General features: G+C 64.6%; 9 protein-coding genes. 4 read left to right on the forward strand and 5 right to left on the reverse strand.

Going from position 1 to position 13,223, the window contains the following annotated elements; genetic code table 11:
- The first annotated feature begins 19 nt into the window (after nt 1–19).
- Nucleotides 20–739 carry a response regulator transcription factor gene (locus BRO63_RS10050; RefSeq protein ID WP_054458575.1) on the forward strand — a complete coding sequence of 240 codons (720 nt, stop codon included), beginning with the start codon at nt 20–22 and terminating at the stop codon, nt 737–739.
- 15 nt (nt 740–754) lie between these two features.
- Here the strand turns inward: BRO63_RS10050 and BRO63_RS10055 are convergent, their stop codons facing one another.
- Both BRO63_RS10055 and BRO63_RS10060 read right to left on the reverse strand, forming a co-directional pair.
- On the reverse strand, nt 755–2,197 hold the full coding sequence (locus tag BRO63_RS10055) for a sensor histidine kinase (protein ID WP_256943272.1): 1,443 nt from the start codon (nt 2,195–2,197) through the stop codon (nt 755–757).
- A 95-nt stretch (nt 2,198–2,292) separates the two neighbouring features.
- Nucleotides 2,293–4,266 (reverse strand): bifunctional diguanylate cyclase/phosphodiesterase, encoded by a 1,974-nt coding sequence (locus BRO63_RS10060; RefSeq protein WP_088139644.1) that lies wholly within the window; start codon nt 4,264–4,266, stop codon nt 2,293–2,295.
- Between the two features lie 503 nt (nt 4,267–4,769).
- On the opposite strand from BRO63_RS10060, the gene BRO63_RS10065 reads away from it, so the two are divergent.
- From BRO63_RS10065 to BRO63_RS10075, 3 genes are read left to right on the forward strand one after another with little or no spacing between them, the layout of a single operon-like run.
- Nucleotides 4,770–6,152: a putative bifunctional diguanylate cyclase/phosphodiesterase gene (locus tag BRO63_RS10065; RefSeq protein WP_088139646.1), complete on the forward strand. Its 1,383-nt coding sequence runs from the start codon at nt 4,770–4,772 to the stop codon at nt 6,150–6,152.
- Nucleotides 6,153–6,188: 36 nt separating this feature from the next.
- A complete protein-coding gene (aroC, locus tag BRO63_RS10070; protein ID WP_088139647.1) occupies nt 6,189–7,259 on the forward strand; it encodes a chorismate synthase in 1,071 nt (356 codons plus the stop codon).
- Nucleotides 7,260–7,296: 37 nt separating this feature from the next.
- The gene (locus BRO63_RS10075; RefSeq protein WP_088139648.1) at nt 7,297–8,136 is read left to right on the forward strand and encodes a M48 family metallopeptidase; all 840 of its coding nucleotides are present in this window, start codon (nt 7,297–7,299) and stop codon (nt 8,134–8,136) included.
- A 101-nt stretch (nt 8,137–8,237) separates the two neighbouring features.
- Here BRO63_RS10075 and BRO63_RS10080 read toward each other — a convergent pair whose 3' ends face one another.
- The 3 genes from BRO63_RS10080 to BRO63_RS10090 form a co-directional block, all read right to left on the reverse strand.
- Nucleotides 8,238–10,196, reverse strand: a complete 1,959-nt coding sequence (locus BRO63_RS10080; protein WP_088139649.1) for a bifunctional diguanylate cyclase/phosphodiesterase — start codon at nt 10,194–10,196, stop codon at nt 8,238–8,240.
- 17 nt (nt 10,197–10,213) lie between these two features.
- Complete coding sequence (locus BRO63_RS10085; protein ID WP_013392874.1) at nt 10,214–10,897, reverse strand: transglutaminase-like cysteine peptidase; 684 nt, start codon at nt 10,895–10,897, stop codon at nt 10,214–10,216.
- A 105-nt stretch (nt 10,898–11,002) separates the two neighbouring features.
- Nucleotides 11,003–13,223 (reverse strand): Ig-like domain-containing protein (locus tag BRO63_RS10090; RefSeq protein ID WP_088139663.1); only part of this gene is annotated, 2,221 nt, incomplete at its 5' end.

Below are 13,223 nucleotides of genomic sequence, written 5' to 3' on the forward strand. Positions count from 1 at the left end.
AAAATAAAGCACTCTAAATATGGCTGGCGCAGATGGTTTGCTGTGTATCGGTCTGCTTGAGGATGACGCCGACTTCCGGGAGGAGTTGGCGTTAGGCTTGGGTGGCTATGGTTTCCGGGTGGCATTTGCCTGTGATAATGCCGCGGCGTTTTATCGGCGGTTGCAGGAGCAACCCTGCGATATCGTCATTCTTGACGCCCATCTGCCCGGAGAAGACGGTTTCTCCGTGGCGACCCGCCTGCGCGCTCTCAGTCCCGTCGGTATCGTCATGCTGACTGGCCGCAGCGCGCTGGAAGACCGGGTGCGCGGCCTGGAGGGCGGCGCCGATGTCTACATGACCAAGCCCGTGGATCTGCTGGAACTCAGTTCCGTCATCCGCAGCCTGGCTCGCCGGATGCGTCTGGCCAAGGCGCCGCGTCCGGTGGATGCGGAAACGCGCGCCACCGCGGATACGTCTTGGTCCCTGCAGGACGGCGGCTGGATTCTGGTTGCGCCCGACGGCGCTTCGTTGCACCTCAGCGCCCAGGAGCGCACCTTTCTGGTTGCCCTGATGGATGCCGCCGGCAGCGCGGTCAGCCGTCAGGTCCTGGCGGAATTGTTCCTGCCGGACAGCCCGGGCGGCTTTGAATTGCGCCGTATCGATGTGCTGGTCAGCCGTTTGCGCGCCAAGGCGCAAAGCGCGGGCCTGAAGCTACCCGTGCTGTCGGTTCGCGGCCAGGGCTACGTGTTCGCGGCCTGAACTCGCCCGCGGCGGTCAAGCCGCCGGAGCGCTTGCCGGCAGGGTGACGACGAAGCGCGTGCCTACGCCCACTTCGCTTTCCATGGTCAGTGAGCCACCCTGGTTCTGGCAGATGCGCCGGGCCAGATAGAGGCCGATGCCCATGCCTTGCGTCTCCCGGTGCGCCGAGCGCCGGAAATGTGGTTCGAAGATCTTGGCCTGCTCCTCCATGCCGATGCCCGGACCGCGGTCGGTGACCGCCACCCAAGCCATCGGAATGGCCCCTACCCGGGTTTCGCCGGTCTCGATGCGGACGGGTTCATTCGCCGGTGAATACTTGATGGCGTTGTGGATGAGGTTGCGCACCACCACGCTGGTCAGGGGGCGATCGCAGTAGACCGGCAGGGATGCGCCGGCCTGCAGCATCAGCGCATGCGCCGTATCGGGCTGCATCGCGGTGACCACATCGCGCACCAGATCCGCCATGTCGGTTTGTTCGCCGCGAGGCGTCCATGCCTGCTCGCCCAGCCTGTCCTGATTCAGCAACTGATCCATGAGTTCGGTCATTCGGGTGACCGAGCGATGAATGCGCGCCAGGCGGTTGTCCACGGCTTCGCCGCTCTCGGCAAGTATCATGTCCAGGGACTGGGCTGCCGCGCTGACGGTGGCTAGCGGTGCGCGCAATTCGTGGGAAATCAGCGCATTCATCTGACGCTGCGTATCGAGCGCTCCGGCGAGTTCCGCCAGCCTCAGCTCACCTTGGGCAAGGTGCTCCGCATCGGTGTGCTCGTGGCCCGCGCTTTTCGCTCCCGGTTGCGGGCGGCCGTGTTGATTGATTGCAAGCAGGGTCAAGGCGCTAGACACGAGCAGCAGTCGCGCCAGCTCGACCATCGCGCCGGCCCCGCTCTGGGGCAACCAGGCGTCGTGCCCAAGCAGCCAGGCCGAGACGCCGTAAGCGCCGGCCAAGGCCAGCGCGGCCGCGCGTGCGGGAGTCCTGCCTGCGGCGCGGATCAGGAACCAGATGGCCAGCGGCAGGCTGGCGATGGCGCAGGCGCCGGCGATCGCGGCGGACGCGACGCCGTTGCCTGGGTCGTCGGCGATGATCAGTGCCAGTATCGACACTATAGCCAACGCCGCGCTGGCCCAGCGGCAGGCCGTCGCCAGCTTGGTGGCGCACGCTCCCGCAAGAATAGGCGTGGTGAGCGCCAGCAAGGCTGCATAGGAGCCCGCTTGCAGCGACGCGGGCGGCAGTAGCGTGGGCATGGAGCGGAACACGCCTTCGAGCAGCATGAATGCCAGGCCCGCGCCGTAAATGGCATTGCGGGTGGCCGCCCACGCGACGGCACAGGCCACGGCACAGGCCGTGGCGACACCGGCCGTCAGGCCCAGATGCAGGTCTTCATAGGAAACGCCCGGGCCGTAGGCCAGGGCGGCGTCGGGACCGAGCAGGGCGCACAACAACCCCAGGCGGTGCAGCATGGCTTGCCGAACCGCGGGGGCGCCAACAGTGCGGCGCGGGCGCAAAGGCCAGCGGACGCGAAAAAGCCAACAGATGCGAAGCAGCATGCCTTCCGTCAACTGGAAACCCATGGATGATCAGGTGCGAGGTCGTGCGTCTGGGCGCAGTTTACGACAGGCCCGCGCATGGCGTGGACGCCGAGGCCCGCCAGGACATTCTGCGTGGCGATGTCAGGCACGTCTTCGGCATAGACCGCGATATCCAGCGCGGCGGCTGTCGCCACTACCGTGGCCGCGAGGTGCTGGCTGCCCGGGCTGTGGAGCAGCCCGGTGATGAAGCCGCCACATAGCTTCAGGTACGACAAGGGAAACTCGTGCAGATGCTCGATGGCGCCGAACTGGTACGACAGCCGGCTTACGCCGACCCGGGCGCCGGCGGCCACGATGATGTCGCAAAGCGGATGCAGGTCCGCCCCTTGCGCGGCCAGGGCAGCCGCGTCGATTTCCACGATCAGGCGCGCGCTCAGGGCCGGGCGGTCGGCCAGCATGCGTTGCAGCCTGGACTGAAACGAAGGTTGGGCGATCGATGCCAGCGAAATCGGCACCGCCAGTGCGCCGGGGCGCGCGAACAGCCAGTCCAGCCCCAGGCGGATGGCCTGTATGTCGCATTCTGCGGAGAGGCCAAGGCGGACGGCGGGGGGCATGAAGATCGAGGCCGGCACGGGATCGGCGCCGCTGGTGTCATGCAGGGTCAGGCTGGCTTCCTGGTGCAACAGCGCGCCGGAAAGGTCGTGCAGGGGCTGCACGGACAAGGAGAACCTGTGCTGTTCGAGCGCCGTAATCAGCGCGTCGTGCCAGCTGTATTCGCCGATGTGCGTGCTGTCCGGCGCGCGGCTGGCCGGCGCGATCTGGTCGTCATCGGCGCTTTCCGCGCACATCAGGGCGTGGTCCAGCCGCGCCAGCGTGTCGCTCATGCCATCTCCTGGCGCGTAGGAGGCCAGTGCCAGGGCCCAACGGCAGGACTCGTGCTTGTCCATGGGTACGCGCAGCGAACGCAGTTCGCGCCGCACCCGCTCGGCCAGCAGGCTGGCTTGCGGCGCCGAAGTGCGCGGCAGCAGCAACGCAAAGTCCGAACCGCTGATGCGCGCGAGCATGGCTGCGGGGCCGCCGAATTCAGCCACCAGCTTGCGCAGCCGGTCGGAGGATGAGCGCAGCCACTGGTCCGTGAAGGCGCGCGAGAGGTGGCGGTTGATCTGCGCCAGATCGCGTTGTCGGAACATCAGCAGATGGCCGCCCGCTTCGGGATCCTTGTCCGCCAGCGCCAGCCTGAACTGATCGACAAAATACTTGCGGTTGTGCAGTCGGGTGATGGGATCCTTGTAGATCTCGCTCTGAAGCGATTCGATCCGGGCATTCTGTTCCTGGACGGTGGCGGCGACCATGCGCTGGGCGTCCACCAGCGCCTGGTCGACGCCCGCCAGTTCGCACGAGCCGTTCAATGTCTTGCGGTTGCCAGGGGCCAGCGCACGCAGGCGTTCGCAGATGTCGCGCGAAGTGTGCGCTTCCATCCGCCGCGCCAGGTTCAGGGATAGCAGGACCCATAGCAGCCCCGCGGCCAGTACCAGCCCCAGAACCCGCACGCCGCCTTGCCACAGGGTGTCGCGGGCAGTCCGCGAATCCGCCTGCACGGTAACGGTGCCTCGCGAGCTGCCGTCCGCAGCCACGTATGGCCGCGACACGGCGGGCGCTTCCATGTTCAGCCAGGTATCGCGCCAATCGTGTTCACGGGGCTGAAGATCAGTGTGTTGCGCTCGGCGCTCGATGGCGGGGAGGCCATTTTCGGGGGTGATGCGCACCAGCGCGTAGCCGCCTCGCGCGTACAGTTCATCCGCCAGCGCGGCCAGCTCGCCGGGGACGCCAGCGGCATGCGACAGCGCCCAGGCCAGGGAGTTGGCGCCGTCGTCGCTGCGTTGCGCCAGCTGCGAAGTCAGATAGCGGTGCGCGGCCAGCATTCCCACCGTCTGCGCGCCCAGCAGAACGAGGCCGATCAGGAGAGCGGTGAAGAAAAGTAGCCGGCGGAATGTGGACATGTATTTGGAGGTTCCCTTCCTGGCCGCCGCGCGGCCTGAACTGAGGACTGCCAGTGTGGAGTGGCGTCGGATCGCGATCAGCGCTGGAAGGCCTGGATACGGGTGTGATACGAACCACTAATACATCAGTGGTACAGCAATTCTACATGTCACAGAACGTGCCGAATATTACTAAATTCATGCCATGAGGGGCCAAGCTGTGCAATTATTTCGATGCTGTCCGATTTTGAATGACAACTATCGAGACACGGTGTATTAATTTTTCGGGTGTAGCTGTCGTAAGTAGTAGGGCGAGCATGGCGCAAAGGGCGGGCGCAAGCCTTTCGTGGTCATCCGAACCTTCCGCGAGCAACCAGAGTAACCGTAGGAATACAGGGAAAAGAGGTGCGTTGCCTCTGAAGTGTGGCGTTTTTTTGCGAAAATAATGCATATCTTAAAAAATGTTACAGTCCTTGGGTTCCCCGTCGAACCGCAACGCCAGGGGCTTATGGATAGGGGGCTTCGTGCGTGAGAGTTACCTGCTCGCACTGTGCCTGACGCTAGCGGGCGCACTTGTAGCAATGTGCTGGGTCTTCGTGCGCAGGGAACGCCTGTTGCGTCAACGCCTGACACGCGATGAACTGACCGGTGTCCTGAACCAGCAGGAATTGCACCGGCGCGTCCGTGCCTGGCTCAACCATGCCGAGGGCCACTCGCGCCGCGGCGCTTTTTTCCTGGTGAGCTTCGAGCAATATGCCGAGATCAGCGCCATGTTGCGCGCGGGCGAAGACCAGGCCCTGCTGGTGCAGGTGGCCAACCGCCTGGGCCTGATCTGCCGGTCCATGGGCGGCATGGTGGCGCGCACCGGGGCGGATGCATTCACCGTCTGCGCACCCGATGTGGACGAAGCGGGGGCGGCGCAAGTGTCAGCCAAACTGCTGGAAGCCCTGAGCGCACCCTACGAGTTGGGGGGCCGCCCGTTGATGGCCATATTCCGTGTCGGCGCGGCCTTGTATCCCGAGCATGGCCGCAGCGTGGAAGAGCTGCAGCGCTGTGTGCAAGTGGCCCTGCTGCCGCTGAAGGAGCGCGGCGGGCCGGGCTGGAATCTGTTCGATTTCCGCATGCTGGCGCGCCAGCGTGACCAGCAGGGCCTGGAAAACGACCTGCGACTGGCGTTGACCACGCCGGCCATGGAGCAGTTTGAACTGTATTACCAGCCGGTCTGCGACAGCGGTACCGGCATGGTGCAGGGATGCGAGGCGCTGCTGCGCTGGCATCATCCCGTGCTCGGTAGCGTATCTCCGGCCGTGACCATCGAACTGGCTGAGCGCAGCGGCCTGATCGTGCCGCTGGGAGCCTGGATCCTGGAGCGGGCATGTACGCAGGCGGCGCTGTGGCCGGCGACCTGGCGCGTGCATGTGAACCTATCGGTCAAGCAGATGAACGAGGACGGCTTGGTCGAACTGGTGTCGAATGCGTTGGCGGTCGCTAATCTGGCGCCGCGCAAGCTGGTGCTGGAGATCACGGAATCCCTCTTCATCCTGCACTATGAACGGCATGTGAAGATCCTGAACACGCTGCGGGCGATGGGCATCGGCGTGGCCTTGGACGATTTCGGCTGCGGCTATTCCAGCCTGAACCACCTGCGCTGCCTGCCCATCGACTGGGTCAAGATCGACCGCAGCTTCATTTCCGCACTGGAATCCGATGCCGGCAGCCGCGAGGTGGTCTCGGCACTGTTCGGGCTGTGCCAGGCGATGCATCTGCCGGTGGTGGCTGAAGGCGTCGAAACCGAAGGCCAGCGCGAGATCCTGAAGTCCCTGGGATGCCGGGTGATGCAGGGTTTCCTGTTGGGACGGCCTGCGCCGGCGTCCGAAATCCAGGCTTTGGCCTCGGCGGTGTCATAATCGGGGTTGCTTGCAAACCCGACCCGTTGACTCCCTATGCCCGGCAATACCCTAGGTACCCTCTTTACCGTCACCAATTTTGGCGAATCCCACGGGCCGGCCATCGGTTGCGTCGTGGACGGCTGTCCTCCGGGGCTGCCGCTGGATGTCTCCGACATCCAGCTCGAACTGGACCGTCGCCGCCCAGGCACATCCCGCCACGTCACGCAGCGCCAGGAAGCCGATCAGGTCGAAATCCTGTCGGGCGTATACGAGGGAGTGACGACGGGCACGCCCATCGGCCTGCTCATCCGCAACACGGATGCGCGCAGCAAGGACTACTCCAATATTGCCGATACCTTCCGTCCGGGCCATGCCGACTACGCCTACTGGCGCAAGTTCGGCGTGCGCGACCCGCGCGGGGGCGGCCGTTCCTCCGCGCGCTTGACGGCGCCGACCGTCGCGGCGGGCGCCATCGCCAAGAAATGGCTGGCCGAGCAATACGGCGTCAAGGTGCGCGGCTACATGAGCCAGCTTGGCCCCATCGCCATCCCCTTCGTTTCCTGGGACGACGTTCCCAATAACCCGTTCTACGCGCCCAACGCAGCGGTCGTGCCGGAGCTGGAAGCCTACATGGACCAGTTGCGCCGCGACGGCGACTCCGTGGGCGCCCGGATCGAGGTCGTGGCCGAGAACCTGCCCGCGGGCTGGGGCGAACCGATCTACGATCGCCTGGACGCCGACATCGCGCACGTGATGATGGGCCTGAATGCCGTGAAGGGCGTATCGATCGGCGCGGGCTTCGACAGCATCGCGCAGCGCGGCTCGGAACACGGCGACGAAATCACGCCGGACGGTTTCCTGACCAATAACGCGGGCGGGGTATTGGGCGGCATTTCCACCGGCCAACCGGTCACCGTGTCGCTGGCCATCAAACCGACCTCCAGCATCCGGGTCGAGCGCCGCTCCGTGAACCGCGCCAACGACCCGGTCATGGTGCAGACGCTGGGCCGCCATGATCCTTGCGTCGGCATCCGCGCCACGCCTATCGCCGAAGCGATGCTGGCGCTGGTCCTGATCGACCATGCCCTGCGCCACCGCGGCCAGTGCGGCGATCCGGTAGTCTGATACGCTGTCGTTCTTCGAATTGCCTGGGAGGCCCGCCATGAACCGGAAACGTCATCTACTGCGCAACGCGGGCGCGGCGCTCACGCTGGCCGTCCTGGCGGGCTGCACCGGCATGAACACCACGCAGTCCGGCGCCATCGGCGTCAACCGGACCCAGTACATGTCCAGCATGGTGCCTTCGCAGGCGCTGGAACAGGAAGCGACCCAGCAGTACGCCGACATACTCAAGCAGGCGCAGGCCAAGGGCCTGCTGGATCGCGACGCCCAGCAGGTGGCGCGGGTCCGCGCCATTTCCCAGCGCTTGATCGCTCAGGCGGGCATCTTCCGCCCCGACGCCGCCAGCTGGAAATGGGAAGTGCATGTGCTGTCCAGCAACGAGATCAACGCCTGGTGCATGCCGGGCGGCAAGATCGCCGTCTACACGGGGCTGCTCGCCAAGATCAAGCCCACGGACGACGAGCTGGCGGCGGTGCTGGGCCACGAAATCTCGCACGCCTTGCGCGAGCATGCGCGCGAGCGCGTATCCCAGCAGATGGCCACCAACCTGGGATTGTCGGTGCTGGCGATCGCGACGGGGTCGTCAGCGGCGTCCGATCTGGGCGAACAGTTCGCCAGCGTCATGTTCACGCTGCCCAATAGCCGTACGCACGAAACCGAAGCCGATCGCATGGGCGTGGAGCTGGCGGCCAGGGCGGGCTATGACCCGCGCGCCGCCGTGACGCTGTGGCAGAAGATGGGCGCGGCCGACCAGGGCAGCGCCCCGCCCGAAATCCTGTCGACCCACCCGTCGGCCGCATCGCGCATCAGCGATCTGCAGGCCGCCGCGCAGCAGGTGCTGCCGCTGTACGAACAGTCCAAGGGCAAAGCCTCCCGCTGAGGCCGCCGTGGCGGCCGCAGCGGACACGGTCGCCTTGGTTGTGGGCCTCGTTGACCGGCCCCCTGGCCGGTCAAGAAAGCCGGTCGCCTTGGCCGGCCGTTTTATGCCGCGGCTGTCCTGACGCCAGGGCCGCGCATGATGCCGATGCCCAACTTGGCCAGGATGCGCTGCGTTTCGGCGTCCGGCACGTCTTCGGCGTAGACCGCTATTTTCAAGCCGCGCGCGGTTTCCAGCACTGAAGCCGTCAACTGCTGGCTGCCGGGGCTTTGGGACATGCCGCCCACGAAGCCACCGCCCAATTTCACGTACGCCAAGGGCAGGGTGTGCAGTTGCGCAATCGCGCCGAATTGCTGCGCCAGGCGGCGCACGCCGATATGCGCGCCAAACTCCGAGGCAACACGGGCCAGCGTGGCGATCTGTTCGTGGCATTCCACCAGACCATGCGCGTCGATCTCGAGATACAGGCGGCGTGCCAAAGGCCGGTGCTCGGTCAGCAACAAGGCCAACTGGCGGAAGAACTTCTGGCCTCGCAACGAGGGCAGGGCCACCCGCACGGCGAGTTCGCCGGAGTTGGCTGCCAGCCAATCCAGTCCCAGGCTCACGGCTTCCAGGTCGCAATCGGCCACCAGGTCCAGACGCACGGCAGGCGGAATGAACAGCGTGGCGGGGATCGGCACCTGGTCGGCGGCGGTGCGCAGCATCAGCATTGCCTCGGTACGGACGGTGCTGCCGTCGGTGGCTAGCAGGTTTTCCGTGGCCAACTCGAAGCGGCGTTCTTCCAGGGCGGATTGAATCGCGTCCTTCCAGGCGCGTTCGCCCGACTCCGAAGGCGACTGCATGTCGGTCGCGCCCGCGATCACGACCTGATCGTTGCCGGCGCTTTCCGCCCGCATCAGTCCGAAGTCCAGGCGCGCCAGCACCGGGCCGGCCTGACTGCCGTGGCCGTAGTCGGTCATGGCCTGCGCCCAGCGGCACAAATGCCCTTCACCCACGGGAATGCGGGATGCGTGCAGGTCGGCGCGCACCTGCTCGGCCACCATCATGGCTTGGGGCGCCGCGCAGCCAGGCAGCAGCAAGGCGAAGTCCGAGCCGTTCAGGCGGGCCAGCAGCGGCGTAGCCACATGCATGCTCTTGAGCGTGCCGCGGATGCGTTCGCAGACCGTGCGCAGCCATTGGTCGATGAACTCGCGCGGCATGTGGCGGTTCAGGTCGGCCAGGTCGCGCTGGCGGAATACCAGGACGTGGCCGCCGTCGATGCCGCGCCCGGTCGTGACGGTGGGCGCTTCCAGCGCACGGCGGAACTCGTTGACGAAGTACTTGCGGTTCGGCAGGCCGGTGACCGGATCCTGGTTCAGCTCCAGTTCCAGCGATTCGATCTTGGCGTTCTGTTCCTCGACGCTGGCATGGATGCGCTCCCGGGTCTGGTTCAGGGCCTGCACTACCCCGGACAATTCAGGCACGCGCGCTTCGACCTGGGCCGTCGGGGATTCCTGACCGATGCTGCGCACGTGGTCGCTGATTTCGCGCAGCAGGCGGTTCTTGATCCAGCCCACCAGCATGAAGGCGAACACCGCCCACAGAATGCCGGCGCCCACCACCAGTGCGATCATCTTGAGGCTGCTGCGCCACAGGGCTTCCCAGGCATAGGCGTCGTTGGCGATCAGCGTGACTTCGCCGATCTGGCGCCAGCCGTCGCTGACGGCATGGCTGGCCGATTGCGTGGTCAGGGGCGCCAGGGCCTGGAACCAGGCGGGAACCGACGCCGCGGTGGCCGTGGATTTCCGTTCGATCAGGACCTTGCCTTCCGGATCGCTCAAGCGCACCAGCGAGAAGTGCCCGCCGTCGTACAGCGCCGATACCAGCAACTCCTGCACGACCGGGTCATTGTTCGCCGGCTGCGAGAGCGACAGCGCCAGCGATACGGCGGCATCGGTGCTCTGCACCTGTAGTTGGCCGGACAGGTACTCTCTGGCTGTATTCACGCTGAGCGCGAGCGTGCCCAGCAGGATGACGCCGATGGCGAGGGTAACGCTGAGCAACAACTGTCGAAGTATGGACATAGTCTTATTTCCGGACATCAGGGGCGCACGCCTTCCCGTTCCATGCGTTGAAGTAGATCACGCCAGCGGCTGAGACGGTCAACCGGCGCGGCGGGTTTACCGTCCACATAAACGCCATCGGCATTGAAACTGAATACCGGCGTCAGGTCGCGGCGCTGCGTGGCGGGCAAAATGGTCGAGATCAGGTTGTCCAGCACCAGCGGCACAGCGTTGGGGGTTTCGTAGTAGCCCAGCACCATGTGGGCGATCTGGGTGCTGCTGGCCGCTCCGCCGATGCGCGCGCGGACATAGATGAAGCGCAGCTTGTTGGCCGGCACGCCCAGCGCCAGCAGCGTGAAGTACTTGCCGATGACGTAGTCTTCACAGTCGCCGGCGCCTCTGCCCAGCGATTCTAACGGCGTGGCCCAATAATCGGCCTGCTTCCAGATGGTGATGTCCTCGCCGGACATCAGGGAGCGGTTCCAGAAGTCATTGGCCTGCGTCAGCGCACCTCTTTCCTGGGCGGGGGCGGGGCTGCGCATCAATTGCAGCCATTCCGATACCGCCTTGGAGCCTTTTGCGCCATAGCGGCTGGCCGACAGGCTTTGCAGCCGGTCGGCATTGACTTCCAGGGCGGAACTTCCGCCCCAGCCGCAAGCCAGGCATAGCAAAGCCAATCGGCACAGATTCAGCGTGCGGCGGAAACGGCGGGACGATGGCATGAAACGGATTTTCACATTTTTCCGGGCATCTTAGACGTGCCCAGGGAAAAAATGCGTCATGTAGGTCGGGGAGGGCCGCTGCGGGCCGTCCCCTGGGGCTATTGCCTAACCGTGGTCAACGATCAGCTTACCCTTCTGCAGCAGGTCGTTGATGATGGCCTGATTGTTCATGAACTGGCCGTAGGCGTCGTGGGTGAAGTCTACGTCTGTCACCACGATCTTCTGATCCGCACCCTGGTCGCCCAGCTTGCCCTGGGTATTGATGTCGATGACCGTGTTGATGCCTTCCTTGTGGAAGTTCAGGTAGTTGCTCAGGTTGCCGTCATTCTCGCCGACCAGCAGTCCCTGCAGATCCAGGATGTCGCCGCCATCGGCCGGCTTCAGGGTCGAGAAGTCTACGATCCAATCCACGGCCGGGGTGTCTATGGTGCCTTGGTCGTTGAGTACCCACTTGAACGTGTCACTTTCATAGCTGTCGGGCACGAAGTCGCCGGCCAGGATGTCACTGCCCATGCCGCCGATCAGGATATCGTTGCCAGCTCCACCTTCCAGGCGGTCGTACTCCGTGCCGCCCGACAGTATGTCGTTGCCATCGCCACCTTCCAGCTGGTCCCCGCCACCTTGGCCGTAGAGAATATCGTCGCCTCGACCGCCACGCAGCCAGTCGTGGCCGCCGCGCGTGTCACCATGCATGTCGAGTGTTTCGTGATTCTCTGAGATGAACTTGTGCAGGTCGGCGTCGGTGGGCTGCGAGCCGTTCTTCAGGAGCAGGAACTGCTTGAGTGCAAACAGGCCGGATCCGTCGAGCAAATTGGCGGGCTTGGCGGGGTTGTCATCGATACCCCAGGGCAATCGATCCGTGTTGATCGTATCTCCGAACAGGATATCCGAGCCGTCATTGCCGATGAGCGTGTCGTTGTCCGGCCGAGCTAGCACATGACTCGGCCAACTTCCGGCTTCAGCTTCCCGGCCATGCGGATCGATCAGCCAGCCAGCAGGATTTGGGGGAGGAGGGGGGAGTCCCAGTACGCCTCCTTGGTCGCCCAACATTACGTCGTTGCCGTGACTGCCCTCTTTCTTAGTGTATTTCTGCCCACTACCGTTGTCGTTGTCGCCGACGATGAAGTCACCCACATTCAGCCTGAACGCGTGCGGATGCGACGTGTCCTGCCCCCCGTTGGCAGTACCGCCCGTGTCCTTGATTCGGAAGTTGAAGGATGAAGCGTCGCCGTCGCCGTAGGTGGCGCCACTTGCATGGAACACCAGCTTGCCGCTGGCCAGATCCTCCGCACTGATCTCTTGCCCTAGTCTGATCGCCTTGCCGTTCAGGAACAGCGTGCCATCCAAGGGTAGCGAGTCGATGATCAACGACTTCATCGAATGGCCTTCCCCAGAATCGGAAAATGGAAAGTCATTCAGACCGAACGTGTAGCGATCGCCAGCCACCACGTTGCCGAAGGCGTCTTGCGATATCGGGGCGTCGTTGACCGACAGAACTCCAATGTCCAAGGTGGACGAGGTCGTGATCGTGTCGTCCGTCACGGTGTACGTGATCTGTGGGACGTTTCCGTTCCAGTTCGCGTCCGGTGTGAACACATAATTGCCATCGGCATCGACGAGGATTGAGCCTACGCCTTCCACGTAGGCAGTGATGCCGGCCGCGTAGGTTGTGCCGTTGAAGGTGAAGGTCGTGACAGTCAGCGCATCGTTGTCGACATCGACCGCTCCGATTAGCACGTTGCCAGATGCCGCATGGTCCTCCAACACCTGGTTGTCGTGTGCCTGGAGGATAGGTGCGTCGTTGGCGCCCGTGATCTCGACTGTCAAGACAGCGGTGCTGGTACCTCCCTCGCCGTCGGAGACGGTGTAAGTGATCGAGCTATAGGTTTTTTCGCCGGCGCCGAGGTGTTGAAAGGCGGAGCCTGGGTCGAAACTGTAGGAGCCGTCCGCGTTCAGCGTGAACGTGCCGCCATGGGAGCCCGCGATGGCGGCACCCACATTGGCTGCGTTGCCGTTGACCTGAGAGACGGTAAGCGCATCGCCGTCAGAATCCCTGTCGTTTGCCAGCACGCCGTTCTGAGCGCTGACGTCGAGGGTCGAGTCCTCGCCGGCAGCGCCCGAGTCGGCAGTTGCGACGGGTGCGGGATTGGCGATGGCCCAGTCGAACTTCTGCGAAGTTGTCGCGCCAGAGGGATCCGTGGCGGTAATGGTGATGTTGTAGACGCCGACACTGCCGCCTTGCGAGGCCGAGGGGTCGATGTTGCCGGTAATGATGCCGGTGTGCGGATCGATGCTCAGGCCGGGCGGCAAGCCGGTTGCGGTGTAG

Source organism: Achromobacter xylosoxidans, assembly GCF_002192695.1.
Classification (GTDB): domain Bacteria; phylum Pseudomonadota; class Gammaproteobacteria; order Burkholderiales; family Burkholderiaceae_B; genus Achromobacter; species Achromobacter xylosoxidans_C.